This window comes from Paenibacillus sp. EKM206P (assembly GCF_011066155.1).
GTDB classification, from domain to species: domain Bacteria; phylum Bacillota; class Bacilli; order Paenibacillales; family Paenibacillaceae; genus Paenibacillus; species Paenibacillus polymyxa_D.
On the sequence record NZ_JAAMNQ010000006.1, the window covers coordinates 146,382 to 171,024 of the forward strand.

The 24,643-nt window shown below is 49.4% G+C and carries 28 protein-coding genes; 21 read left to right on the forward strand and 7 right to left on the reverse strand.

The window, feature by feature from the left end:
• Positions 1 to 63 precede the first annotated feature (63 nt).
• From G9G53_RS14755 to G9G53_RS14820, 14 genes are all read left to right on the forward strand, one after another.
• The gene (locus tag G9G53_RS14755; RefSeq protein WP_165148576.1) at positions 64 to 1,524 is read left to right on the forward strand and encodes a glycosyltransferase family 2 protein; all 1,461 of its coding nucleotides are present in this window, start codon (positions 64 to 66) and stop codon (positions 1,522 to 1,524) included.
• Positions 1,525 to 1,642: 118 nt separating this feature from the next.
• Positions 1,643 to 1,930, forward strand: a complete 288-nt coding sequence (locus tag G9G53_RS14760; protein ID WP_013311765.1) for a hypothetical protein — start codon at positions 1,643 to 1,645, stop codon at positions 1,928 to 1,930.
• Between the two features lie 29 nt (positions 1,931 to 1,959).
• On the forward strand, positions 1,960 to 2,292 hold the full coding sequence (locus G9G53_RS14765) for a hypothetical protein (protein ID WP_029518277.1): 333 nt from the start codon (positions 1,960 to 1,962) through the stop codon (positions 2,290 to 2,292).
• On the forward strand, positions 2,292 to 2,642 hold the full coding sequence (locus G9G53_RS14770; RefSeq protein WP_039272663.1) for a hypothetical protein: 351 nt from the start codon (positions 2,292 to 2,294) through the stop codon (positions 2,640 to 2,642). The genes G9G53_RS14765 and G9G53_RS14770 overlap by 1 nt, the downstream gene beginning before the upstream one ends.
• On the forward strand, positions 2,590 to 2,949 hold the full coding sequence (locus G9G53_RS14775) for a hypothetical protein (protein WP_039272662.1): 360 nt from the start codon (positions 2,590 to 2,592) through the stop codon (positions 2,947 to 2,949). Before G9G53_RS14770 ends, G9G53_RS14775 begins: the two co-directional genes overlap by 53 nt.
• Before the next feature lie 182 nt (positions 2,950 to 3,131).
• Complete coding sequence (locus G9G53_RS14780) at positions 3,132 to 4,223, forward strand: CgeB family protein (protein ID WP_165148579.1); 1,092 nt, start codon at positions 3,132 to 3,134, stop codon at positions 4,221 to 4,223.
• A 33-nt stretch (positions 4,224 to 4,256) separates the two neighbouring features.
• Complete coding sequence (locus G9G53_RS14785; RefSeq protein WP_029518281.1) at positions 4,257 to 5,390, forward strand: CgeB family protein; 1,134 nt, start codon at positions 4,257 to 4,259, stop codon at positions 5,388 to 5,390.
• 60 nt (positions 5,391 to 5,450) lie between these two features.
• Positions 5,451 to 7,112, forward strand: coding sequence for a glycosyltransferase (locus G9G53_RS14790; RefSeq protein WP_029518282.1), 1,662 nt, complete (start codon positions 5,451 to 5,453; stop codon positions 7,110 to 7,112).
• 121 nt (positions 7,113 to 7,233) lie between these two features.
• Positions 7,234 to 8,325, forward strand: coding sequence for a non-hydrolyzing UDP-N-acetylglucosamine 2-epimerase (wecB, locus tag G9G53_RS14795; protein ID WP_165148582.1), 1,092 nt, complete (start codon positions 7,234 to 7,236; stop codon positions 8,323 to 8,325).
• Positions 8,318 to 9,304 carry a polysaccharide biosynthesis protein gene (locus tag G9G53_RS14800; RefSeq protein ID WP_029518284.1) on the forward strand — a complete coding sequence of 329 codons (987 nt, stop codon included), beginning with the start codon at positions 8,318 to 8,320 and terminating at the stop codon, positions 9,302 to 9,304. Before wecB ends, G9G53_RS14800 begins: the two co-directional genes overlap by 8 nt.
• Complete coding sequence (locus G9G53_RS14805) at positions 9,301 to 10,155, forward strand: dTDP-4-dehydrorhamnose reductase family protein (protein WP_069012647.1); 855 nt, start codon at positions 9,301 to 9,303, stop codon at positions 10,153 to 10,155. Before G9G53_RS14800 ends, G9G53_RS14805 begins: the two co-directional genes overlap by 4 nt.
• Positions 10,116 to 11,114 carry an NAD-dependent epimerase/dehydratase family protein gene (locus G9G53_RS14810; protein WP_029518286.1) on the forward strand — a complete coding sequence of 333 codons (999 nt, stop codon included), beginning with the start codon at positions 10,116 to 10,118 and terminating at the stop codon, positions 11,112 to 11,114. Before G9G53_RS14805 ends, G9G53_RS14810 begins: the two co-directional genes overlap by 40 nt.
• Complete coding sequence (locus G9G53_RS14815) at positions 11,111 to 11,827, forward strand: glycosyltransferase (protein ID WP_165148585.1); 717 nt, start codon at positions 11,111 to 11,113, stop codon at positions 11,825 to 11,827. Before G9G53_RS14810 ends, G9G53_RS14815 begins: the two co-directional genes overlap by 4 nt.
• A 28-nt stretch (positions 11,828 to 11,855) precedes the next feature.
• Positions 11,856 to 13,055 (forward strand): glycosyltransferase, encoded by a 1,200-nt coding sequence (locus G9G53_RS14820; protein ID WP_069012648.1) that lies wholly within the window; start codon positions 11,856 to 11,858, stop codon positions 13,053 to 13,055.
• Here G9G53_RS14820 and G9G53_RS14825 read toward each other — a convergent pair.
• The gene (locus G9G53_RS14825) at positions 13,052 to 13,429 is read right to left on the reverse strand and encodes a hypothetical protein (protein WP_029518289.1); all 378 of its coding nucleotides are present in this window, start codon (positions 13,427 to 13,429) and stop codon (positions 13,052 to 13,054) included. The two genes, G9G53_RS14820 and G9G53_RS14825, sit on opposite strands and share 4 nt — an antisense overlap.
• Before the next feature lie 175 nt (positions 13,430 to 13,604).
• Between G9G53_RS14825 and G9G53_RS14830 the strand changes: the two genes are divergently transcribed.
• The 4 genes from G9G53_RS14830 to G9G53_RS14845 are packed head-to-tail and all read left to right on the forward strand — an operon-like array spanning position 13,605 to position 17,531.
• Complete coding sequence (locus G9G53_RS14830; protein WP_029518290.1) at positions 13,605 to 14,846, forward strand: sialidase family protein; 1,242 nt, start codon at positions 13,605 to 13,607, stop codon at positions 14,844 to 14,846.
• Complete coding sequence (locus tag G9G53_RS14835; RefSeq protein WP_165148588.1) at positions 14,846 to 16,072, forward strand: sialidase family protein; 1,227 nt, start codon at positions 14,846 to 14,848, stop codon at positions 16,070 to 16,072. The genes G9G53_RS14830 and G9G53_RS14835 overlap by 1 nt, the downstream gene beginning before the upstream one ends.
• A gap of 33 nt (positions 16,073 to 16,105) precedes the next feature.
• On the forward strand, positions 16,106 to 17,326 hold the full coding sequence (locus G9G53_RS14840) for a glycosyltransferase family 4 protein (RefSeq protein ID WP_165148591.1): 1,221 nt from the start codon (positions 16,106 to 16,108) through the stop codon (positions 17,324 to 17,326).
• A gap of 31 nt (positions 17,327 to 17,357) precedes the next feature.
• Positions 17,358 to 17,531 carry a hypothetical protein gene (locus tag G9G53_RS14845; RefSeq protein ID WP_165148594.1) on the forward strand — a complete coding sequence of 58 codons (174 nt, stop codon included), beginning with the start codon at positions 17,358 to 17,360 and terminating at the stop codon, positions 17,529 to 17,531.
• Between the two features lie 65 nt (positions 17,532 to 17,596).
• Here G9G53_RS14845 and G9G53_RS14850 read toward each other — a convergent pair whose 3' ends face one another.
• Positions 17,597 to 18,019 (reverse strand): hypothetical protein, encoded by a 423-nt coding sequence (locus G9G53_RS14850; protein ID WP_029518293.1) that lies wholly within the window; start codon positions 18,017 to 18,019, stop codon positions 17,597 to 17,599.
• Between the two features lie 25 nt (positions 18,020 to 18,044).
• Complete coding sequence (locus G9G53_RS14855; protein ID WP_165148597.1) at positions 18,045 to 18,392, reverse strand: hypothetical protein; 348 nt, start codon at positions 18,390 to 18,392, stop codon at positions 18,045 to 18,047.
• Positions 18,393 to 18,637: 245 nt separating this feature from the next.
• On the opposite strand from G9G53_RS14855, the gene G9G53_RS14860 reads away from it, so the two are divergent.
• The 3 genes from G9G53_RS14860 (at position 18,638) to G9G53_RS14870 (ending at position 20,968) form a co-directional block, all read left to right on the forward strand.
• A complete protein-coding gene (locus tag G9G53_RS14860) occupies positions 18,638 to 19,285 on the forward strand; it encodes a DUF1796 family putative cysteine peptidase (protein ID WP_029518295.1) in 648 nt (215 codons plus the stop codon).
• Positions 19,278 to 19,904, forward strand: a complete 627-nt coding sequence (locus G9G53_RS14865) for a DUF1796 family putative cysteine peptidase (RefSeq protein WP_165148600.1) — start codon at positions 19,278 to 19,280, stop codon at positions 19,902 to 19,904. Before G9G53_RS14860 ends, G9G53_RS14865 begins: the two co-directional genes overlap by 8 nt.
• A gap of 131 nt (positions 19,905 to 20,035) precedes the next feature.
• Positions 20,036 to 20,968, forward strand: coding sequence for an NAD-dependent epimerase/dehydratase family protein (locus G9G53_RS14870; RefSeq protein WP_165148603.1), 933 nt, complete (start codon positions 20,036 to 20,038; stop codon positions 20,966 to 20,968).
• 66 nt (positions 20,969 to 21,034) lie between these two features.
• Here G9G53_RS14870 and G9G53_RS14875 read toward each other — a convergent pair whose 3' ends face one another.
• From G9G53_RS14875 to G9G53_RS14890, 4 genes are all read right to left on the reverse strand, one after another.
• A complete protein-coding gene (locus tag G9G53_RS14875; protein ID WP_061830059.1) occupies positions 21,035 to 21,361 on the reverse strand; it encodes a PTS sugar transporter subunit IIB in 327 nt (108 codons plus the stop codon).
• 30 nt (positions 21,362 to 21,391) lie between these two features.
• The gene (locus G9G53_RS14880) at positions 21,392 to 22,828 is read right to left on the reverse strand and encodes a glycoside hydrolase family 1 protein (protein ID WP_165148606.1); all 1,437 of its coding nucleotides are present in this window, start codon (positions 22,826 to 22,828) and stop codon (positions 21,392 to 21,394) included.
• Between the two features lie 70 nt (positions 22,829 to 22,898).
• Positions 22,899 to 24,194 carry a PTS sugar transporter subunit IIC gene (locus tag G9G53_RS14885; protein WP_029518300.1) on the reverse strand — a complete coding sequence of 432 codons (1,296 nt, stop codon included), beginning with the start codon at positions 24,192 to 24,194 and terminating at the stop codon, positions 22,899 to 22,901.
• A gap of 18 nt (positions 24,195 to 24,212) precedes the next feature.
• The gene (locus G9G53_RS14890; protein ID WP_029518301.1) at positions 24,213 to 24,581 is read right to left on the reverse strand and encodes a PTS lactose/cellobiose transporter subunit IIA; all 369 of its coding nucleotides are present in this window, start codon (positions 24,579 to 24,581) and stop codon (positions 24,213 to 24,215) included.
• Positions 24,582 to 24,643 lie beyond the last annotated feature (62 nt).

A 24,643-nucleotide genomic window follows, 5' to 3' on the forward strand; every position in this document is an offset into this window, starting at 1 on the left:
AACACCATCCTACCGGGCCAGGCATATAGTATAGGCATAATGCCACCCGGAGGAGTGAACGGCATGAAACGCCTGAATATGCAAAGGAAACACAGCAAGCGGCTCGGAAAGAAAGGCTATTGGTCAGGATATAAAAGGGGCCAGGAGCAAGGTAACAGGTTGGGTCAGGCTTCGTTCGGCAAAGTATTTGAAGGCGTCAGTATTATCATTCCGTCCTGCAATCAGCTTCAACAGCTCCGTGCATGCATTCACCGTATTGAGGAGAATACGAGCCATCCTCACGAAATTATTGTAGTGGACTGCGGCTCGACGGACGGGACATCCACCTATTTGCTCCGTAAAAGCATCGCTGTGCGTTATGCGCTGTTAAAAAAGGATGTGCAAATGATAGGTAGCCTGAATCAGGGGCTGATGATGGCAAAAGGCACTACTATTGTGGTACTGGATCAAAACTCCATGGTGACCCCCGGCTGGTTGGATCGGTTGTTAGGGTGTTTACACAGCGATCCGTGTATGGGTGTTGTTGGGCCTGTAACGAATGGTCCATTCAAAGAACAGCAGATTGAGGTTCCTGATATGAACGAAAATGGAGCACGTCAATTTGCCATGACCTTCAATGTTCCCAAACCGGATGCATGGCGAGAGACCGAAAGCTTGGCTGGATTTTGTTTATTGCTGCGCAGAGAGACACTGAAAAAAACGGGCTACTGGGACGAAGGCTGCCACAGTATTGAGGAGGCCCATGCAGATTGGCTACTGCGTGTGCGTTTGTTGGGGATACGTATGGCAATTGCCGGAGATGCTTTTATCCATTATGAAGAAAGAGATCGGGATACGGTGTATGGTTTTCCTCTAACGACCGAAACAAGCGGTTCAATGGAGGAAAGCAGCCGGAACCGATCCTTTTTTGTACAAAAGTGGGGGGATGCGGATAAGCTGTTTCACACCCTGAAATTCAGTACAGCGGAGACGGACGGCCAGATCTCAACAGATAAGGAAACACACGTATCAGCGGCAAGCTTTTACCCCATCGGAGCGGTTGTTCAGGGACCGTCCGGTGTAGTATTTCGGTTAGAGCCGGGAAGAAGGCGGTATCTGCATGGAGTCAGTGCTGCGGGAGGTGAAAACGTGCGCCCTGTCAGATTGTCTCAGCTGGACTTGTTGGCACTTCCCTTGGTAGGGAAGCCGGAGGTCACAGTTTCCGGCAGCACTGATGCACCTGTAGCTGAGTCGCCAGAGGAACCCTTGCCTGTGCTGGCGGCTCCTGAGCTGGGGAACATGTCCATGTTGCCCACACTTCATATCCCCGCTCAACGTAAGCGCTGGATCGAGTTACTGTATGCTGAAGGTGGGCAACTGTACCAAATCGGCAACGGCTGGAAAAGACCATTCCTTACCCTCTACGCTGTGATGAGCTGGCGGGCTGAGGACTATCCAATTCAATTTTTGTCCTCCGAAGAATTGTCGGCATTGACGGAGAAGCAGCCTATTATTGCTCCACCAGTGTTGCGAGGGCATTTGTGATGATCGAATAGGCGCTTTTAGGCGGAACCGACTACTCGCTGCGGCATACGCTGTAGTAGCGGAAAGCCCGTAGGTAATTCGTGCGTTCCGCACGGCGGAGCACATAAAGGAGGGGCTTATGCATAACGAGTTAGATGATTTGCTGATCCACATTTCGCACTCGCAGCAGCAGATGTCGAGGTTGTTGGATGCGGAACGGCAGGTGGTTGTGCGCATGGCGCAGATCATACATGAACTGCCAGATGAGGAGCCGCGTTTTGACGGAATTCCGGGCATTCTCGACAGCTCGGGACAAGTAAACAAAAGCATTGTGGCCTATCTGAACGGCATTGCCGATCTTCAGGAAGCAATGGCTGAAATGCTCGTTCGTGTCGTGAAGGAAACGGCATACCCGGAAGAGGAGTAACGTAACAACCGAGGGCAGGGAGTGAACACATGAGTAGGGAACAAGCAATGATTCACATGCTGGATGCGGCCTCCAAAATGCAGCGGAATGTGTCTATGATCCTGGAGGCCAAGGCGGTCGAAGCAGAAAAAGTGCGTAATTGGGCGCTGAACCATCTGGCGCCCCACGCCTTTGACACCGATGAAGAACAGCTGGGGCGACCTTTGGAGATTCACGAGCAAATGGTGGAAATGCTGGAGGGATTAACGCGGCTTCAGACTGGTCTTTGCAGCAATCTCAAAGCATTGCTGGATCAGGATGAGCAGCAGGGTGGCGGCATGGAAGGGATGATGGGAGGCATGGGCTCGGGGGATATGAACTAATGAGCATGAGGCGTGAACGTGAGATCAAGCTGGATATAATGGAGTCTATTGCTGCCAGCCAGCACGCCGTTGCCCGGATGCTGACCAGTCTTGCGGACTTGACGCCCCATGCGGATATGTCGGCTACCCGTCTGGAAGAAACCATTCGTATACTCAGCAACTACCAGGGCGAAATCACGCAAATGTTGGCGGGTATTCCATTAAGACGACAGGTATATGGAAAACCGACGAAACCGTGGCTCCATGTGCCTGTTCAGAAAAATGAAACCACCACGAGAAAGCAAAGGAGGAATGAAAATGAGCACAAGGTGGGAACGCGCCACTCGGGAAAAAGCCCGCAAAAGACGTAAAGATGCCCGGCGTTCCAGCATTCGCAGATTAAAACGGAGAAGAAGACGTCTGCTTGCTCTAAGACGCCGTAAAAGAGGACATCATTCTGCACGTAGAAGACATCCTCTTTTGCGGCGGCGAAAAAAACCTCAAGCTAACCCGGTGGCAGTCCCTTCTGCGGAGAATCCACAGCCCGGGACTGTTGCATTGGAGCATGATCCGCAGGCATTTCAGCAGGGGTATGATGCAGCTTACAACGAGGGTTTCAATTCAGGCTTTGCCAAAGGTTATGAAGATGGACACCAGGTCGCTTACAAGGCTCAGTAAACTATGCAGAACATCCATGACAGCTAACCCCCCGAAGCTACACAGCTTCGGGGTTATTTGCGGTTCGGCAGTTGGACGGGCAAACGCCAATTTTGTCCGGGCAGTGGCAGTCGTCCATGATGCGTTTGACCCCTCCGCATATAGTTTAGGAGTGACAGAAGTTTATCCTACAACAGGACAGGGTGAAGGATGTGAACGATCAACAAAGCGGAAATGAACGCGAAGCGTACCGATGCGGCTATCGGGAAGGACGCAGAATGGGCGGTTGCACGGCTGCTCTGTCACAGGTCGTGGCCATACAGCCTGCTGTTCGTCATTTGAAAGTGTTGTATATTCCGCAAGGTTTCGCAGCTATAGACACAGGTGTGCAAGAAGCATTAGGCCAAATATGCAGCTCATGCGCCATCGGTTCGCCTGCTACGATGCTAGCTGACGCCGAGGCTCAACGTCCAGACCTCGTGCTGGTCATGAACGGGCTGCATGTTTTTCCGGCGGATCATCTGGAGCAGGTACAGCAAATACGAGCCCTAGGCATTCGGACGGCCATATGGTTTGTAGATGATCCTTACTTTACGGAGGATACGGCGTTGATCTGTCAATCCTACGATGTCGTATTTACGCACGAAATTTCTTGCCTGCCGTTTTATCGCGATCAGGGAGTAACGAGGGTTCACTATTTGCCGCTGGCTGCGTCAGCTCGTATCTTTTATCCTCGGCGGGTAGAGCGGGAGCATCAGCATGATATTTGCTTCATTGGAAATGCCTTCTGGAACCGTGTGAAGCTATTCGACCACCTAGCTCCCTTCTTGGCGGACAAAAGAGTGCTGATCGTAGGTGGGCACTGGGATCGGCTGACCCGGCGGGATGTGCTGGAACGCTTTATCCGTCCGGGTTTTATGGAACCGGAAGAGACCGCTCAATATTATAACGGCTCTAAAATTGTCATCAATATGCACCGCCCGACAGACCCCGGACTGGATAATCGGAATACACACCAGCTTTCAGCGGAGTCCATCAATCCTCGGACATATGAAATTTCTGCTTGCGGCACGCTTCAAATGACGGATGTTCGGAAGGATTTGAGCCGTTATTACCGACCAGGCTATGACATTGAAACTTTCTCTGGAGCAGATGAATTGAAAGTGAAGCTGGACTACTATCTCAAGCATGATTGGGAACGCGAACGCATGGCCTGGCGCGCATTGTACACGACTATGCAAAAGCATATGTACTCCAATCGCATGGAAGAACTGCTGGACAAGGCGATGGCCTAAAGTAAACACCATAAACAGTGAGGAGTGAAAGTGATGACGATATCTACGACAGGACCGTATGACCCGGCTGTTCACCAGACGGCGGCAGCCTCCTGGGAAAAGGGGAGAACTGCGGGATTGCATGACGGATACGACGAAGGATATCTGCGCGGCCGTGCTAACGCAATTGTTGCGCGGATGAAAGCAGTTTTCCCTTTTCGACAGATCCATGTACTGTATGTCGTCTCAGGCAAAGGCCTTCCGTATTCTCCGCTGGATGAGGCGGTCATTACCACATTGCAGAGCATGACGGCTCAGGTTACCGTAACAGACCCACGTCAGCCGGTAGGAGATATTGCCGCTCAGCTCCGTCCGAATCTGATGCTGGCACTGGATGGAATGGATCTTCCGTTGGAGCAGGTTACTGCGGTACGCCAGTTGGGCATCCCCACCGCCATCTGGCTAACGGACGATCCATATTACACCGACACGACGACCAAAATCGTTACGAATTATGATTATGTGTTCACGTTAGAAATGAACTGCATGGAGCTGTACCGTCAGTTGGGTTGCACGTCTGTGCACTATTTGCCCTTTGGAGCATTTCTGACTCACTATTTCCCCCTCAGCTCGCCCGCTTCGGTACGACGTGAGATTGGGTTTACAGGCTCAGCCTACTGGAACCGCATCTATTTCTTTAATCCGATTATGCCGCAGCTCATGGCTCGTAACATTAAAATCAACGGAATCTGGTGGGATCGTCTCCCAGATTATCAGTCGTATGGCGACAAAATTGAGCTGGGTCGCTGGATGTCTCCGGGCGAGACCAATGATTCGTACAACGGCAGCAAAATCGTAATTAATCTTCATCGTTCCCATCAGGATGATTCGGTGAACAACAACTCACTGAAAATTCCGGGGGCTTCGCCCAATCCGCGTACGTTTGAAATTTCTGCCAGTGGCACGTTGCAACTGACAGATACAAGAGATGATCTGGCTCGTTTTTACAAGCCAGGGGAAGAGATAGAGACCTACAGCTCTCAGCAGGAACTGCTGGAGAAGGTTGAGTTTTATTTGACGCATGAAAAGGAGCGTCGTGAGATTGCTCTGCGTGCTCTGGAACGAACCCTGCGGGAGCACACGTATGGTCACCGGATTGACCAACTGTTGTCGGTCATATTTCCATAAGGTGATTCACACGTCCGGTGGTTGCTATTTTAAAGGAGGTGAACTCCGATCAAGCCGAAAATGATGTTATTCAGCCATGTTAGCAACGTCCGCAGTATTACGGGGGCCGAGAAGCTGCTATTGCAATTTTGTCTAGATATGCGTACGTACTTCGATTGTATTCTCGTAACGCCTGGTGAAGGGCGGCTGACCTCAATGGCCCGCAAGCGCGGAATCACCGTTCTGACACAGAATCTGTTCATGCTGCATGGCATGTATACCCCATATGAGGGATTGGCGCAGGATGCGGAGAATTTGCGGACCCATGTGGCGTATGCACCGTTGTTCCAGATGCTTCGGCATGCTCGACCTGATGTGGTGCTGGTCAATACCTGTGTGAACGTCATGCCTGCAATGGCTGCCCATGAGCTTAATATTCCGGTGATCTGGAAAATTACCGAAGTCATTAACCAGAATGCGCATACGCCAGTTTCTGTTTCTATCATTGAGCGCTATAGCCAATGGGTCATCGGCATTTCTCAAGCTGTAATGCGTCCTTTGCATGGTGGGGGACTGACACGTCCGCATACGGTGTTGTCTCCCTGCCGGGATATGGATATGCCGTCTCCCAGAGAGCATGTGCTGGAACGGAAAAGGAAACGTGAAAAACTGGGGCTGCGGGATTTTCATATTTGCATTGGTTATATTTCTTCCTTTATCTACGAAGCCAAAGGGCTGTTACCTTTTGTCCAAATGGCTCTAAAGCTGTGCGAAACCAATTCGCGGTGTCGTTTCTGGATCATCGGCAGCTCGGTGGACTCGGAATATTACGTAAAATGTGTCTCTTTAATCCGCCAATCTCGTTATAGCCGCCGCTTCCAGTTCAATTCATTCGAGGAATCCGTGTCAACGGCCTATAGCGCAATGGATATTGTTGTGATCCCAAGTATGGTGGAAGAAGGCTTTGGTCTGACCGCCCTGGAAGGGCTAGTTTACGGTAAGCCCGTGGTAGCCTTTGCGCAGGGTGGACTTGTGGAATTGATGGAGGCTACCGGAAATACAGATTTTTTGGTAGAGCCGGGCAACAGCGACATGCTGGCGCAAAAAGTGGGCTATCTGCTCGATCATCCCGAGGAAGTGGAACGGATTGGTGTCCGTAACAACAGTGCAGCTACACGTGTATACGGACCTGATTCCTACCGAAGCAGTATGCACCTCATGGTCAGTCAATGGGTATGTCATCATCCGCATTGGTTCCCGTTGATTCAGCAGCCGGGTGGACCTGTATGGACGAGGGAAGGCGAAGGGCTGCGTCAGGTCACCGCTATACCGGAGGGTTATACCAGCACGATTCGAGAATTTCCTGAATCGGTGGTGTGTCAGCTGCCTGTGCTGGGTCTGCCGCCAATCGAATATGCAGCCATTCAGGGCTTGCCACAACCAGCACCCCCTTTACCTGAGTCACCACCCGAATTGCCCCGCGGCAAGCGTAGTATTCGGGCGAGATGGCCAAAGGGCCGCAAGCGTACCAGACTTCGGAATCGCAGGTATAAGAGAAGCGGCGGCAAGAGTCGCCTTAAGAAAATTCACGGGTTCCCGTTGTCGAAGGGACTTTATCCGAAAACCAAGTCCAGACAGAAGCTCAAGCGGAAAATCAAGCACCGGTCACGGCGACACAACGCGCACAAACCGAAGCGAGTCACACTCAAGGCTGGACAGCATACAAAACAACGGTCCGGGTGAACCTACGCCGGACCTTTGAGATGAACGTTAAGCTGGAGCACAGCCAGTCTGCTGGATGGCTATCCTTCATTGAACGCCACAATTCAATGAAACAACGACAGCAAAGGTGGGTTCCAAAACCATGAAAATATTGACCGTGCTCGGCACAAGACCGGAGATTATACGGCTCAGCCTGATCATTCCGAAGCTAGACCGCCATGCAGATGAACATGTGCTTGTGCATACGGGCCAAAATTACACCGAAAGCCTGAGCGGGCAGTTCTTTCGCGAGCTGGGACTGCGTGCCCCGGATTATGTACTTCAGGAGAAAGCGGGGACACTGGGCAAACAGTTGTCCGCCATGTACTCGCAGATGGAGGATATTTTAAACAAGGAACGCCCCGATCATGTGCTATTGCTCGGTGATACGAACAGCGCTTTATGTGCCTTACTTGCGGAACGTATGAGTTATCCGGTCGTGCATATGGAGGCGGGGAACCGCTGTTATGATCTGGATGTGCCGGAGGAGAAGAACCGGCGTGTCATTGATGCGATATCTACCATTAATATGCCTTATACGGAGCAAAGCAAGCAGCACCTACTACGCGAAGGCTTCCCAAGCCAACGAATCATACTGACTGGAAATCCGATCTACGAAGTAATGCAGCACTATGAGAAAGAGGTAACCGGTAGTGGGATTTTGAAAAAGTTGGGACTGTCGCCGGGAGAATATTTCCTGGTCACTGCCCACAGAGCCGAAAATGTCGACCATCCACCGCATTTGCTGGCTATTTTAGATGGTCTTAACCGGGTAGCCCAGCAGTTCGGGCAGCGGGTCATTTGCAGTATTCATCCCCGGACTGCCGCCCGGATCGCAAGCCATCCGCCGATCCAGCTTGATCCGCTAGTGGAATTTCACGAACCGTTCGGTTTTTTTGACTTCGTTCTGCTGGAGCGGCATGCCCGCTGCGCTTTGACAGACAGTGGTACCGTACAGGAAGAATGCTGTGTCATGGGGGTGCCGACGGTTACGATGCGCCGGACGACTGAACGGCCGGAAACGGTAGATTGCGGCAGCAATATCGTGTCCGGCCTTGATGGCGAGGTTATAGCAAACGCGGTAGCCATAATGACCGGGATGACCCATAAGTGGCAATGTCCCGCGGGCTATCTGGTGGAAGATGTGTCGGATAAGGTAGTTAAATTTCTGCTTGGAGGGAAACGGCATGTTTGAAAACCAACGTATCTTGGTTACCGGCGGTACCGGCTCCTGGGGGCATGAGCTGGTTGCCCAGTTACTGCCGCGTAACCCCAAAGAGGTCATTATCTTTTCACGCGGAGAATCCAGTCAGGTTGCCATGAACAGGCAGTTTGAGGATGAACGACTCAGCTTCTGTATTGGAGATATTCGGGATAAGGATGCGCTGACTACCGCTTGTCAAGGAGTGGACTATGTATTTCATTTGGCAGCGCTCAAGCACGTACCCGTCTGTGAGGATCAGCCCTACGAGGCACTCAAAACCAATGTCGTAGGCACTCAAAACGTAATCGAGGCCGCTGTCGTTAATCAGGTCAAGAAAGTCATTTATATATCGACCGACAAGGCCGCGAATCCGTCCAATTTTTACGGCATGACGAAGGCAATAGGAGAAAAACTGATTGTTTACGCCAATCTGCTGAATAGCGATACACGTTTCGTGACAGTGCGCGGCGGTAATGTTTTGGGCACAAACGGAAGTGTGGTGCATCTGTTCCAAAGCCAGATTCGCCAAAAGGGCAAGGTTTCGATCACAGATATGAACATGACCCGCTTCTTCCTAACCTTGCGTGATGCGATCAGTCTCCTGTTCAAAGCCTCGGTGGAAAGTGTCGGCGGGGAAATTTTTATCATGACCATGCCAACCTGCCGTATTTTGGACTTGGCTGAGGTGCTCATTGAGGATTCAGGTGTGGAAAACGTAGAAATTGTAGAAAAAGGTGTGCGTCCCGGTGAGAAAATTCATGAGATTTTGATGAGCGATTTTGAAAGCCTGACGACGGTAGTCTATGACGAGCAATATTTGGTCATTCTCCCAACGCTGAATATTCCTCAATTAAAGGACCGCTATAATCAGTGCCCTCCCGTGTCATTCAGCAGCTTTAGTTCGGAGTTTAATTTGATGTCGAAAGAGGAGATTCGCAGCATTCTCCAAAGCGGGGGGTTCATCAAATGAAGCTGCTTATTTTGGGTGGTAACGGCATGGCGGGCCATGTTCTGGTGAAGTATTTCCAAAACCAGAGCGGGTATAACGTGTTCTACACCACCCGTGATCCCGAAAATAAAGGTGGTCTGCTGCTGGATGTAAAGGACAGCTTTATGGTGGAGCAGCTGGTACGGAGTGTACGGCCAGACGTTATTATTAACGCGGTAGGTGTACTGAATCAGCATGCCGGGGAGGATCAAATTGCAGCATACCAAATTAATGGGTTGCTGCCACATCTTCTCCGGCGGACTGCGGACAGTATCGGTGCCCGATTGGTTCATATCAGCACGGATTGCGTATTCGAGGGAAATCGGGTACCTGGTTTATATAAGGAGACGGATCAACCCGATGGGACAAGTGCCTATGCTTTGACGAAAATACTCGGAGAAGTAAAGGCCGCAGGGCATCTGACTATCCGTACCTCCATTATCGGGCCGGAAATTCGGCCCAGTGGCATTGGTCTGCTGCACTGGTTCTTGCAGCAGAGCGGAGACGTTAACGGGTATCGCCGGGTCTTTTGGAACGGGGTTACGACGCTGGAATTAGCAAAGGCGATACAGGTGCAGATGAATGAGCCGCTGGACGGACTCATTCATCTGGTTCACCCTGAACCGATCAGCAAGCACGATTTGCTGCTGCTGTTCAAAGACATCTGGAATAGGGAGGATATTCGGATCGTGCCGAAAGATGAGCCGGTGCAGGACCGGACGCTTCGTTCTACCCGGGCCGATCTGCTCTACGATGTTCCTCACTACAGCATCATGCTGAAGGAGCTGCTGGAATGGACGGAAGCACAGCGGAACAACGTCGGCCTGTCATAGTCATTACCGGAGCGGCGGGCTATACCGGGATGCATGCCTGCCGCCATTTTGCAAAGCTCGGCTGGGAGGTAGCGGCGCTGACTCGCACTGCCGCTTCCGTCTCAGAACTGATCTTACTGGCTCGCGATGATGAAAATAACAGCCCAGAGGCGGAGACTCGCAACTGTATTACGCCTTATGTGTGTGACTTGCTCGACAAGAAACGTCTGGGCGAAGTAATTAGACAGATTGCTCCGGATTATGTGCTTCACCTGGGTGGTAAAAATTCCGTCCCTGAATCTTGGGAGAGTCCCCTGCTATACATGGAATCCAATGTACTGTCCACCCTGTATCTGCTCGATGTACTGCGACCTTTCCCCAAAGCCAGAATTGTCGTGGCGGGTTCTCGGCTAAAGACGGCTTTGCAGGCTCCGTATCATCCAACACATCCATACAGCCTTAGCAAAAGCCTTCAAGAGGCAGTCGCGCTCTCGTGGGGCGCGCTGTTCGAACAATCCGTCATGCTGGCAGAGCCTTGCAACTTGATCGGTCCGGGTCCATCTACCGGATTTTGTGCATTACTCGCGGGGTATATCGTTCAGACGGAACGTAGGGAGGGGCAGTCCGCAACTGAAACTGTCCCGTTCCGGGTATCTTCCCGACATGCGCAACGTGATTTTCTCGACGTTCGTGATGCCGTTCGCGCATACGGTGTGCTATTGGAACAGGGTGTGCCAGGCCGAGTGTACTCGGTCTGCACAGGCCGCATTGTGGAACTGGGCAATATCGTGGAACGTATGGTTGCGCTGGCCAAAACATCTATTCCCATACAATGGGGGGATGTGGCAGAGTCAGCATCTACCGAGGCATACCGTGCGAAAGAGCTGGAGGACATGGGCTGGAAGCCGACCATACAGCTGAGGCAATCTCTGGAGGATATGATTCAATACCGCCGAGCCGGAAAGGAAGGAACGATATGAGACCGAAAGTAACGATCGTCATTCCCTTTTATAACTGTGCATATGTGGATCAGGCTTTGCAAAGTGCACTAGAGCAAACTTATGGCCCACTCGAGATTATTGTCGTCGATGACGGCTCCACGGAACATGTTGATATGCTTCATGCCTATCTTCCTTATATACATTATTTAGGTAAATCCAATGGTGGAACAGCCAGCGCTCTGAATCATGGTATCCGACATGCCAGTGGCGATTATATTGCGTGGCTCAGTTCCGACGATACCTATCATAGGGATAAAATTAACAATCAGGTTTCTTTTATGGTGGAAAACGGTGCGTACATCTCCCATACCAACTTCAATTTCATCAATCAATATAGCCAAGTCACAAGCTACCAGGCAGCCGCCGTGTTTCCGTCTATGACGGAGTTTTACCGTTTTTTTCAACAAGGAAATCCGGTCAATGGATGCACGGTTATGTTTAAAAAGGAGCTGTTTGCACATATCGGTTTGTTTGATGAATTGCTGCCGTACACACATGATCTGGATATGTGGTACCGCGTGATGCTGGCGGGATATCCATTTCCTTTTCTGAACGAGTCCTTGGTTAACTACCGTTGGCATGATGAAATGGGAACCAAAAAATATTGGCCCGCTGTGGAGCGGGAGTACAACATCACCCAAGCACGTTATCGAGATCGCTTCAGTCAGGTATTGAGTGGTTTATCCTCATGAAGCCGGAAGTCTGTCAGGGGGGATTGATATGGTAGATACGGGGATTGTTATGCCACTGTACAAACAGGATATCGGCTATCTGCAAGCTGCAATCTCATCCGTACTAGCCCAGAGCTACAGGGGATTTCGCTTCATCATTGTTATTGACGGAGCGCCGGAAATGGTGGGGCCAGCGCTCTATGCAGCAATGGGAGACCCGCGCGTTCAGTTGGTTACACTCCCTCAGAACCAAGGAGTATCCCACGCCCTAAACCGGGGATTCGATGAGTTGTTTAAAGATCCTGGGATCAAGTATGTGACCTGGGTCTCCAGCGACAATGTTTATAATGCTTCCTTTATTGAACGATTGCGGCAAGAGCTGAAGCAGGGGCCAGACTCACTCGGTCTTGTGTTTTCTACCTTCCGCCAGGTTGACGCATATGGGAACCCGTTGTATGACGAGCAGCATCAACAGGCGTTGATCCGGTACCAAAGTCAGCCACATCACGAATTGCTGAACGCCAGCATTGTTGGGGTTTCATTTATGTACAAAAGCAAATATGCCCTCCAGATTGGCGGCTATCGGCTGCAACCCGTTGAGGATTATGATTACTGGCTGCGGCTGACCGAGACGTGCAATATGAAATTCATCCCGGAGATCCTGATGGATTACCGGGTGAATTCCACATTTAGTGTATCGGCCGGCCTACACAGCCAAAAGGAGCACCGACGCTGGCGGCGCGCATTCCAAATCGCCAAGTATGAGGCGAGAGCACGCCGGGGCATCCCACTTGAAATGACGATTTTAATGCCTGTCACGGATATGGCTCAAGCTGAATCATTGCTGGATAATCTGCTGGAGCAGCACTACAGCAATTGCGTGGTACGGCTGCTGGATTTAACGCCAGAACAGGAAGCTAGCGCTTTCCTGTCGATGATGCTCGACCCTCGGTTAATCGTAACATCACGGCAGCATTATTCGATCCAGGAAGCACTGGTTCAGGCTATTGGTGAAACCACGACTCGCTTTGTTGTATGCTTCGGTGTCAAACCTTATATTGCCGTGACGGATCTACTGTATCTCACGGATTTGTTGCGCCCATTACAGGATACACATGCCTTTTCCTACTATACAGATGACCATTCCACCATCGGCAGCGGACGAGGGGTTCAGTCCGTACCGCCAGAATGGAATTACGTGTATTACACCCACAGATTGCATCAGGCACTGGAACAGGGTGGCTTTTAAATAACAGGGGACAGTGCAGGGATTGTGGTCAGCTCGGACTGGAGAACACGGTGCTCCTGTACAACATTACCAAACTGATCCAGTCCAAAGTTGGAGAGCACGACATTCGCTGGAGCAGCGGAGGCCACGTTGTATTGTACCTCATAGGCAAGAACCCCTTGTATAAAGAAGGTACGGCGGGCAATGGAGTTTGCAGGCAAGTTAACCGATGTCACATACAGTGGTGTCTTGGTATCCGGTACCAGCGAGAAAAAAATTTGGATGGTCACGGTTGCCGCATTTACTGTGTCCTCATTGACCAAGTTCACAACAACATTGGAGCAGGCAGTACCAAAATCTCTAGTGTTCGTCATATAACCGGTTGTAAAAGCCAATCGAATCATCCTCTCAAAAAACAGAATATTGGATAACCCTTGAAGGGATGCTTTTATACTATGAATCTATTGAAAAGAAAGCTTGTATGGTTGTCTCTAGGCTGTGCTGAAAAAAGTACATTTTGATAGAAATACTTCAGGCGTATCTATTTATATAATGAAGGGAATGCTCGCGATGCCTTTGAATTTTCAGGTGACACCCAGCGGCCTGCCCAAATTTGAGCCTAGTGTTGCTGTTAATTTACTGAATCCGAATATTGTTATAGCTGTAGCTGTTGATTTTAGCAGTGGGCCTCCCTTGATTGGACTGTATCGCTCATTGGATGCCGGAGCGAACTGGACGGATACTTTATTGCCGATTCCGCCGGGTTATACAGGAGCCGAGGCAGGAATGGTAGCCTATCTGTTCCCCAATATTTTTATCGTATCCGCGCATGTATTTCCGGGCAATGAAAACGGGGCTATCGTGATCTATCGCTCTACGGACGATGGAGCCTCTTTTGCTCCTCCCGTGGTCATTAACCCGGGCTATGGAGATTACATTAATAATGACTGGACTAATATTACGACGGATAATGCGGGGGCAAGTCCCTATCTCGGGCACGTCTATGTCACGTATAACCGCCAATATAATGTGGATTTTAATGCTCAATCTGCGGCCTTCTACCAGCGTTCCACCGATGGAGGACTAACTTGGGACCGACCGTTAATGCTCTCCAATATCCAATCCTCAACGGAGCGGCCTGAGCCTGCGGTCGACAAATATGGAAGCGTATATGTCAGTTGGATTCGTACGGGACCGCAAACACCAGCTTTTTTTATCCGACGCTCCTTTGATGGCGGGGCAACCTTCAGCGGGGATATTCTCGTATCCAATATAACGCTTGTGCCCAATCCTTTGCCCGTTCCTGGTTATGACTTTCGGATATTGAATTTCCCCAGCTTGGCCGCGGACTGCTCGGGTGTGCCTTCCACAACAAATACGCTATATGCCGTGTGGCAGGACTTTGGTCAGGGATACAGCAATATTTTGTTGTCCAAATCAAGCGATTTTGGCGGTACCTGGAGTGCTCCGGTCATTGTGACAGACAGCCCGCCCGGCTCGCAAAATTTTTTCCCTGCAATTTCAGTGTCGCCCAAGACGGGACTGGTCGTTGTCGTGTACTATACCAATCGCGTGGACGGCTTTAATCTGGATGTGTTCGCCGCAGAGTCGTCCGATGGAGGTAACACCTTTACGAACAGTCGTCTCACGACGACCTCCTTTAACCCGAATGTCGGTGGAGGCGAATCAGAGCTGATCGGTGATTATATTGATGTCGCCATTGTACCGCCGAACAGCTATATTTCCGTCTGGACAGATACGCGCACAGGCAGTTTGACGATATTTGCGGGTGTACCGGGGGGTGGAGCCTGATGCCGAACGTACAGCTTACGCCTAACGGAAGGCTGGCCCAGGAGCCGAGTGTAGCTTTCAACCTGCTCGACGGTACCATTGTGTCTGCGGCTATCGATTTTACGACAGGGCCGCCGTTGACGGCGGTATACCGTTCAGGTAACGGCGGTGCCTCTTTCACACAGCAGATTTTACCGCTACCAGCCGGCTATGTAGGGGCGGAATCCCATAGCGTCAGCTACGGTTTTCCCAACTTGTTTGTCATAGCCTGTCACGTATTTACCGCCGACGGTTTGAGCGGTACCATCGCCACTTATGTGTCGAGAGACAACGGCAATACATTTGATCCGCCTGTGATTGCCCAGCGAGGGTATGGGACATTTGTCAATAATGTTGAGGTCAGCGTGAAATTCGATACTTCTCAGGTCAGCTCCTATACCGGAAATATCTATTTATGTTATACGCATCAGTACAATCCTGACTTTTTCGGCGGATCAGTCATGTTCTTCCAACGTTCGCAGGATGGAGGGATCACATGGGGGACACCCGTGGTGCTCACCGCTGGCTCCAATCAGATTACGCGGGGGGAAATCACTGTGAGCATTACAGGGGTGATTTATGTCGGGTACATTGTCACAAATCCGGTTAACCAATATCAGGTCATTGTGTCCTTCAATGGAGGGACAGCATTTAGTTCCTCGCTACCTGTATCTTCTGTGGTCCCGGTTCCGAGTCCGTTGCCCGTGGCCGGCTTTGGTTTCAATGTGCTGCCGGCAGCTAACATTGCCGTGGATCGCTCTACGAGCCCGAATCAGGGAACACTTTATGCGGTCTGGCAGGATAATCGGGCAGGGTATGCGGATGTGCTGCTTGCCAGGTCGGTGAATGGTGGATTAAGCTGGACTGCACCGCAATCGGTGACAGGGGCCAGTGCAGGGGCACAGCATTTTTTCCCGGCTATTGATGTTTCGCCTGTGACCGGCGTGATCAAGATCGTATATTATACCAATCAAATAACGACCTCTTTATTAGACGTATTTGTGGCCGAATCAACGGACGGAGGAAGTACATTTACGAACCTCAGAGTAACAGACAGCTCCTTTAATCCTAACGGGATTAGTCCGGTTCCAGTCGTTACAATCGGTAATTTTATTGATGTAACGATCGTGCCGAATAATGGGTTTTTTGCGGTCTGGACAGATGCGTTATCGGGTTTCCAGCAAATTTACGGAAGCAACGGAATGTAGCTCAGCGTACGAGACAGAGGAGGTGAGGCTGTTTTGAAAATTTTGTTGGCTACGTACTGGCCGATTCCTCATTTGGGTGGCGTATGGCCCTTTATGATGCAAATTAAACGGAGACTGGAGCTACTGGGTCACACGGTAGACTTGATGGGAAACGGACCGGATACACCTAAATACCATATTGTTTTTGAAGATAGGGAGCTACTGAAGGATCAACTGCTGCCCCTGCTGGATACGAAGCTGAATGAATCGGCTGTCCCTGTATTACATCTGGATTCATGGGTGCAGACGGTGGAAAAGGATCGATACTGTATGGAGCTGGCAGCGGCGTATTTCGGGGTCGAGCAGTATGATGTGATTCACACGCAAGATGTCATTGCGACGCGTGCGCTAAGTCGGGTCAAACGCAAAGATAGCGCGTTGGTAGCGAATATTCATGGCTCGCTGGCTCGTGAAGTTATGATGGCTTTGGAGCGGGATCATGAGGAGGGTTACCGTGAGACGCTGATGTGGAAGTATTATTGGGCACTAGAGCACTATGGCGCTCTATCCGCGGATATTACCATTACGTCTACAGAATGGATGAAACAGACGCTTGTGCGTGAGTTCGAAGTGCCTGAGCAGCAGATTGCTACTTTCCAATACGGATTGGATACCGAGCACTTCTGGGAAGTCCACGCCCGGGGAACGGACATGATACGACCTGAGGGGAAAAAAGTTATCATTTGTCCTTCACGGCTGGTCTATATCAAAGGACTGCATTATTTAATGAGCGCTCTTGGCTTGCTGAAAGCAAGTCGTACGGATTGGGTTTGCTGGATTGTCGGGGAGGGAGATAAAAGGGAAGAGCTTCAAACACAGGCGAAGGAGCTAGGGCTGGAAGAAGACGTGGTTTTTCTGGGGCATCGTGAAGATGTACCTTCTCTTTTACAACTGGCGGACCTTTTTGTTCATCCAAGCATACAGGACAATCAGCCGTTTTCGGTCATGGAGGCGCAGATTATGGGGCTTCCGGCAGTGGTATCGGATGCAGGCGGACTGCCGGAAATGGTGAAGCATGAATACACCGGACTGGTCTCCCCGGTTGGCGATGTGGAGGCACTGGCAGCTCATTTGCAGCATTTGCTGGCTCAGGATAAAGTGCGGATAGTCATGGGGAATCGTGCCAAAGCATGGGGGACCGCGCATTGGTCTCTGGATGTTATGATTGAACGACTCGTGAATATTTATGGTCAAGCGCTGAATCAAGTACGTTGAATACGTTGATTCAATAGTTAGGAGGGAGAGCATGACTTTTCCTGTCGTTGGAGACTTGTACAACCGTATTTTTGAAATCCAGCAGTCACACCCGGATCTGAAGGTCGATTACGCAATATGGAACCGAATTAACACTTCGTTGCCAGAAGATTATACGCTGCCGGACGCTGACATTTTAGAATGTCTGAAGCAATCCGCGCCATGAGAATACAGACCCTATAAAAAGGCAGGTTGGGCTTAAAACTCCCACCTGCCTTTAGTTATTTCAGCTCATTGTCCATCCGGGTTTTCGTCCATCGAATCTACATACACAGAGCCTCGAACCATGAGTGGTCCTGTAACAACAGCACGGCGGTCGGCTGATTGTACGGTCAGGCAGTATACATAAGGCTCTCCCTGTGTTCCCGTTTCCTCATAGATTAACTCGGCAAATCCCTCCTGATAACAGGAATCCTGCAACCAGTCCAGCATAGGTCCCCGCTCATCGTTGCGACGCAATCGAATATCCAGCTCCCCGATATCCCAGTTGAGCAGCGGATTTTCCCATGCCAAAGAGACTTCAATGACAATACGTCCTTCAGCTTCACTTGCAGGAATGATCAATGTAGAGAGCACGCTCTCCTGATCTGTAACCTGAAAAGGCAGTGCATATGTGCCTGGCTCAGCTTTGTTTTGAACTGAATATTTCAACATACCTTCTTCCTCCTCTGCCCGTTCATTAGGGTGTCACGGTAAAATGACTGGCTGTACGCTTAGCGACAACGTTCCCGTTTTCCAAAAATTCAGCCAGGATAAACAGCGTTTCTGGATTGTAAATATTCGTGATCACTCGCAGATAAAACGGATTTTGGGCGGTCTCCATATCCTTGAGTTCTAGCACGGAGCCAGCTTCGGGAGAAGGGTTCAATCGAAGGAGCTGCCGTCGGAAAACGCCACTGTCATTTCCCATTTCCAGCAACACATCGACGGCCCTCTTTTCACGATTGAAAAAGGTCACATGGCAGCTTTGTATATGGGCGCTGGGGTAAGCGAGATGGTGATCGATGGTTAAAAGAAACACGGACATATGATGATGCCTCCTTGAATTCCGTTAGGTTACCAGCCTTAATATGATATGAAAAATAACCGGGATTGGACTGGATAGTTGTACGCCTCTTTGACAAAAAGCGCATCGGTGTCCAACCCTTTTCGCCGTGCTGTGCATGTAATGTAGAGTGGAACAAACTACGGCCTGAAGTCCCTTTTTCGACTACAGAAGAAGGATAGAGTAGGAACTGAGAGAAGGGTCGTATTAAAAAAGGAGGCACGGCTATGAGACTCGCACAGCTGGCAGGGGAATATGAAGCGGTCTTCAGTCTGGGGCAAAACTGTACACCTGCCATTCAATTGGAAAAGAACCGTTTGCGGCCGTTTGCCGGGGTACTGGATTGGATGATGTCTGACACGCTGTCCGATGTGAACCGCTTGCTTGAAAATCGGTTTGCCGGATTTATGGAATTGCCCAATTTGAGTGTCGTTGGTACGAGCCAACTGAATTATATGGTCAGAGATATCGCTTATAATGTGATCTCGGTACATGATTTTCCGCAGGAGCGCAATACGTCCTCAGATCTGGTGACCTATCCCGAGTTCAAGGAAAAGATAGACCGTCGTATTGAACGTTTTTTTGCAAAAACACAGATGGCGAAGCGCAGCTTGTTCGTCCGTATGCTGGGAACCTATGAAGAAGTAGAGGAACTGGAACGTATTTTGTCAGGCATGGTAGCGAATGAATTTTGTTTGTTGGTAGTGAATTGTTCCGGCGTAACGGAGTTGACGGAGGTGGATTGGCAGCTTCCGCATGTATGCGCGGTGGAAATGCCTTTTGCCGATGTATGGAATTACAAGAGTGATCCGCATTGGCGTACTCTTTTTAAAGGGATGACCTTGTCTTCGGAAAGGGGAGGGCGTCGTGCTTGAACGGTTGCAGGGGGATTATGATGCTGTATTCAGTCTGGGTGGACATTGCTTGCCTTCCATTCAGCTGGATAAAAACGGACTGCGTCCCTATGCGGGTCCGCTGGACTGGATGATTTCCGGTAACTTGTCACAGATCAGTCGCTTGCTGGACGCCCGTTTTGCCGGTTTTATGGATGTTGATAGTCTGCGTGTCACGGGGCACGATTACGGCGAGCATAACTTCATGGTCGAGGATGCAAACTATGAGATTACGGCGGCACACCATTTTCCGGTTAGCGAGAATACATCGGAGCAGCTGACTTCCTATCCTGCATTCAAAACGACGCTTGATCGCCGCATCGCACGTCTACTGGATCAATTCACGCTTGCGTCCCGTCTGCTACTGATTCGTCTCGGGGGCAGTCGGGAGCAAGCGGTGGAACTACATGATGTGTTATTACAGAGGATTACACATGATTTTCGCTTGTTATACGTGGATTATACAGGGACTGATGGTGTGACGGAGCTGGATTGGGGATTGGAGCGGCTGGTTTCAGTGGAGCTGCCGCCTGAGGATATATGGAACGGTCAGGATGGGATGTGGCGTTATATGCTGGAAAATGTGAGACTGTATGTCTGAGGTGCTGAGATTCTAGAGACACACTATAGATTGTCTTCGGACTGTGCGTGTGCCTGCGCCAAGCTATAGGGAGTCGCATAACATGATGCGAAGGGAAGTCATATGCTTCGGTTCAAAAGGAGGGTGAGCTAGTGAAGGCTTTGGTCACCGGGGGAGCTGGATTTATTGGTTCTCAGCTGGTACGTGCGCTTGCTGATTCGGACATCAGAGTACATGTGCTGGATAATCTGACGACCGGAAATATGGCAAATGTGGACCCGCGCGCGGTCATGCATATTGCGGATATTCGCAGCTCTGAAGCTAGGACGTTGCTGATTCGGGAAAGCCCGGATATTGTGTTTCACTTGGCCGCACAGGCTGATGTGCAGCAATCCATCCATCAACCCGATGAGGACGCGGATGTGAACGTGCTGGGGACGATTCATTTGTTGCAGGCTTGTCATGAAGCCGGTGTGTCAAAATTCATATTTGCTTCCACATCTGGCGTATACGGAGAGCTGCAAAAGCAATGTATACAGGAAGACGATCCCGTGGAGCCCATTTCAGGCTACGGACTGTCCAAGCTGACCGCAGAATCGTATATTCGACTTTTTTATCGGCTGTACGGGTTGAACTACACGATTTTGCGTTATGGAAATGTGTACGGTCCCGGTCAGGCCGCGAAGGGAGAGGGTGGTGTTGTCGCTCTTTTTATGGAGCGGCTGAAAAAAGGAAGCCCCTTGCTCATTCACGGTGATGGGACACAAACTCGTGACTTTGTGTACGTCAAGGATGTAGTCCGAGCGAATATGGCGGCTATCCATGCAGCGGACCAACGCACAGTACATGTAAGTACGGGACGAACGACGTCCATCAATCGACTGGCCTACGATTTACTAAAGCTGCATGGTTCGTCTGTCCGCCCTGTGTATTCACCAGCGCGAGCTGGAGACATTCACCATAGCTGTCTTAGTAACGCAGTCGCCAGACATTGGCTTCGTTGGGAACCGCTATATGGCATTTCTGCCGGTTTACAGGAAACGTATGTGAGTAGTATGGGCTCAGGCAAAGAAGATATGTCGTGATAAAGAGCGCGCAACTCAAGAAAGAGACTGAGGGAATTCTCAGCCTCTTTTTCATTTGAATAGCAATTAGATGTTCTCGCCAGCCAGCTTCAAGGCTTGATCTAGGACAGCTGCACCGTTTCCTCTACCATAAGCCAACGTGTCAATGACATCTACAGGAATGCTATAGGGAGCAGCAATTTCGGTGACTGCCTTTTTACGCATCCGTACTTGAGGTCCGAGCAAAATAGCAATCACAGAATCTGTAATACCTTCCAGTTCTTCCTTAATGGTGCTTTCGGGGATGGCTTCGATGTTCAGCTCTATGGATCTTGCTGCTGCTTCTTTTTTCATTTTAGAAACCAAAATAGATGTGGACATACCTGCAGCACATGCCAGAATAATTTTTTTCATCGTTGAGCGCCTCCAGAAATTCATTTTTAACTACTTATACTCTTCATCCAGATCAGCAACAAACGAGCGTTCCTTGATAGCGGCTTGATACCAGTAGCCGGATTTCTTCAAATGCCGACTTCGATCATTGTCTAGGTTAATTTCCACCAGTCCGTAGCGATTTTTAAAAGCATTCATGGGAGAAACGTTGTCTGTAAAGGCCCACAGCATATAACCTGTACAGTTGGAGCCTGCTTCTACAGCTTGTAATGTGTAGTATAAATGCTCAGTTATAAAGTCAATACGATAGTCGTCCTGAATAATGTGTTCCTCATTTTTGAAAGCAACTTCATTCTCAATGCCCATACCATTTTCTGCGACAAACCACTCGATATTGTGATATTCGTTCTTAATGCGCATTCCCATATCGTAAATGATTTTAGGATAAATTTCCCAGCCCCGTGACTTGTTCATTCTTTTACCCGGAAGATCAAAATGCTCATAGTAGTAAGAGGGGTGGAAGGGGGTGTTTTCGTTCCACGCTTTACTCTGCGCTTTGACCCGATGGGGATAATAGAGATTGATTCCGACGTAGTCAACGGTATTTTCCTTAATTACGGTCAGTTCTTCCGTTGTAGCTTCAAATGCAATATCATGCTTGCCCATGAGATCGAACAATTCTTGCGGGTATTCGCCTTTAATAAGCGGGTCCAGAAATACTCGATTGTAAAATAAATCATACACATGTGCCGCATACTGGTCATGAGGGGCGCTTGATCGGGCATAAGTGACTTCAGGATTCAGAATAACGCCTATTTTAGCCCCGTGCTGACTATAGTTTTTTGCTTTGAAAAGCTGTACGCACTTTGCGGTAGCCAGCGTTTTGTTATAGTTCCATTGCATCCACTTCCGCGTATTTTGTTCATAGGGATAGCGAAGGGCATCCAGATAGACGCGAGTCTGTACAACAATGGGCTCATTAAACGTAAACCAGTGCTTGACCCGATCGCCGTACCGTTCAAACACTTTTTCCGCATATTTTACAAATAACTCCACTACATGCTTGGAAGACCAGCCCTCATATTTATCCAGCAGATAGGCAGGGACCTCATAGTGTTCCAGACAAATCATCGGCTCGACTCCACTCGCAATCAGCTCATCAATGACCCGGTCCATATAATCCGCATACGTTTCATCCACCACTACATTCTCATAATCCGTTAAGAAGCGGGACCAATTAATAGAAGTACGATAATGGGTTAAGCCAATCTGCTTCATCAGCGCAATATCTTCGGTATAGCGATTATAAAAGTCGGTTGCAACCGCGGGTCCATATCCATTGTGCCAGACATAGCGGTCATTTTTGTACCATTGGTCCAGGAATGAGTCCTGACCTTCTTTTTTACCGCTCCATCCCTCTGTCTGCCAGGCGGAAGCCGCTGCACCCATGATGAAATTCGATGGAATTTGTATCGTATGTTTAGCCATGACATGTTTCTCCTTTTCATTGTATAAAGAATGCGTTTTCAATTAATTAGTGTATTTCTATAGTAGCGCATTATTCAGTCGTTCGCTTGTTGGCAATTTTGACGAACGGGAAATAAATGATAATCGCTACCACAATGCAAACGATCTGAGTGACGACGGCTCCAATGCTTCCACCTGTAGACAGGTAGGCATTAATAATAGGCGGAGTAGTCCATGGAACCATGACGACGGCTTTACCTGCAAATCCAAGTAATGTCGAGAAGTAACCAATCGTTCCTGTGATGAGCGGAGTAATAATGAAAGGGATAGCCATCAATGGATTCAACATAATCGGAAGTCCGAAAATGACAGGCTCATTAATATTAAACAGACCTGGGCCGAGCGAAAGCTTTGTTATTTCCTTCATATCTTCACGCTTGGAAGCGATCATAATACAAATCAAGAGGGCCAGCGTAATCCCTGAACCACCAATACTCATGTATACGTCCCAGAAAGGCATCGTAATAATGTTCGGAATGGGCAGTCCTTGCTCATAAGCAGTCATGTTGACAGTAATCGCGCCAAGCAGCAGGGGTTCACGAATGGGCTTTACCATTTGGTTTCCGTGAATACCGATCACCCAGAAGATTTGCGCAACCAGCATCAGCACCAGTATACCTGGCAGTCCCTGTACTACGGCCTCCAGAGGTTTTTGCACCACATTATAGACAGCATCGTACAGATAGAGTCCCGTAAACTTATGAAAAAAGAATCCAAACATGGAGAAGACAGTCACCGTAATAATGGTAGGAATGAGTGCGGAGAATGAAACGGCCACATTGCTGGGAACACTTTCAGGCATTTTGATTTTTAGCTTGTCGGACTTACCCAGTTTGCTGTATAGCTCGACGGACAGGATGCTTATGAAAATCCCTAAAAACAAGCTCTTGGTATCCGTAAATTGACGGGCTATGACGTCTGTTACTTTTTGCATGTCACCGTTAACCATCAACTCTATCGTGGTTGGTGTCACAGAGATAAAACAGATTAAAGCAAGCAAACCGGGGAAAAGATTTTTCTCACCATTAATTTTTCCTAGCTCCAGACCAATCATGAAAACAGCCAGAATGGTAAGGATATTCAAGCTGGCATAGTTAATGCCTGAGAAAATCGGTTTGTACTCAGCCAGGAATGAGAATGGCCTAAAATGGGCCAAACCATTGACTGGGTCCATGACCATATTGGAAATCAGTACAGCAAAGGCACCGACAATAATAACGGGCATCAATGTGATAAAAGCTGATTTGATCGCTATAATATATTTAAAATTGTTGATTGCATTTGCTACCGATGTGAGGCCGTCAACCAGTTTGTCTTTGAATGCCATGGGATAGCGTCCCTCCCTCTACGATTTCGGTACGAATTGATCCATGCGTTCATACAGGTCTACAAACTCTGAGGCCATATCGCGAATGGTGAGTGCATTCATCAAATGATCTTGAGCATGTACCATCATGACAGACATCTCTGTTTTTTCACCCGCTGCTTCCTTACGGATGATTCTGGTTTGAATCTTGTGGGAGGACACCAGTTCTTTTTTTGCTGAGGCTAATTCTTCTTTGGCTTCACGAAATTTCCCCGCCTTTGCAAGCTCAATCGCCTCCATGGCGGAGCTGCGTGCATTCCCTGCGTATAATATAATTTGGAATACAATCTCTGTATCATCCATGTCCTCCATGTTCACGTCGTGTTCTGTAGATTCATCATGATTCACGTGATCCTCTCTCCTTTCAATCATCTCGTTCGTATGGCTATTATAATTTGGAATCGCTTTCA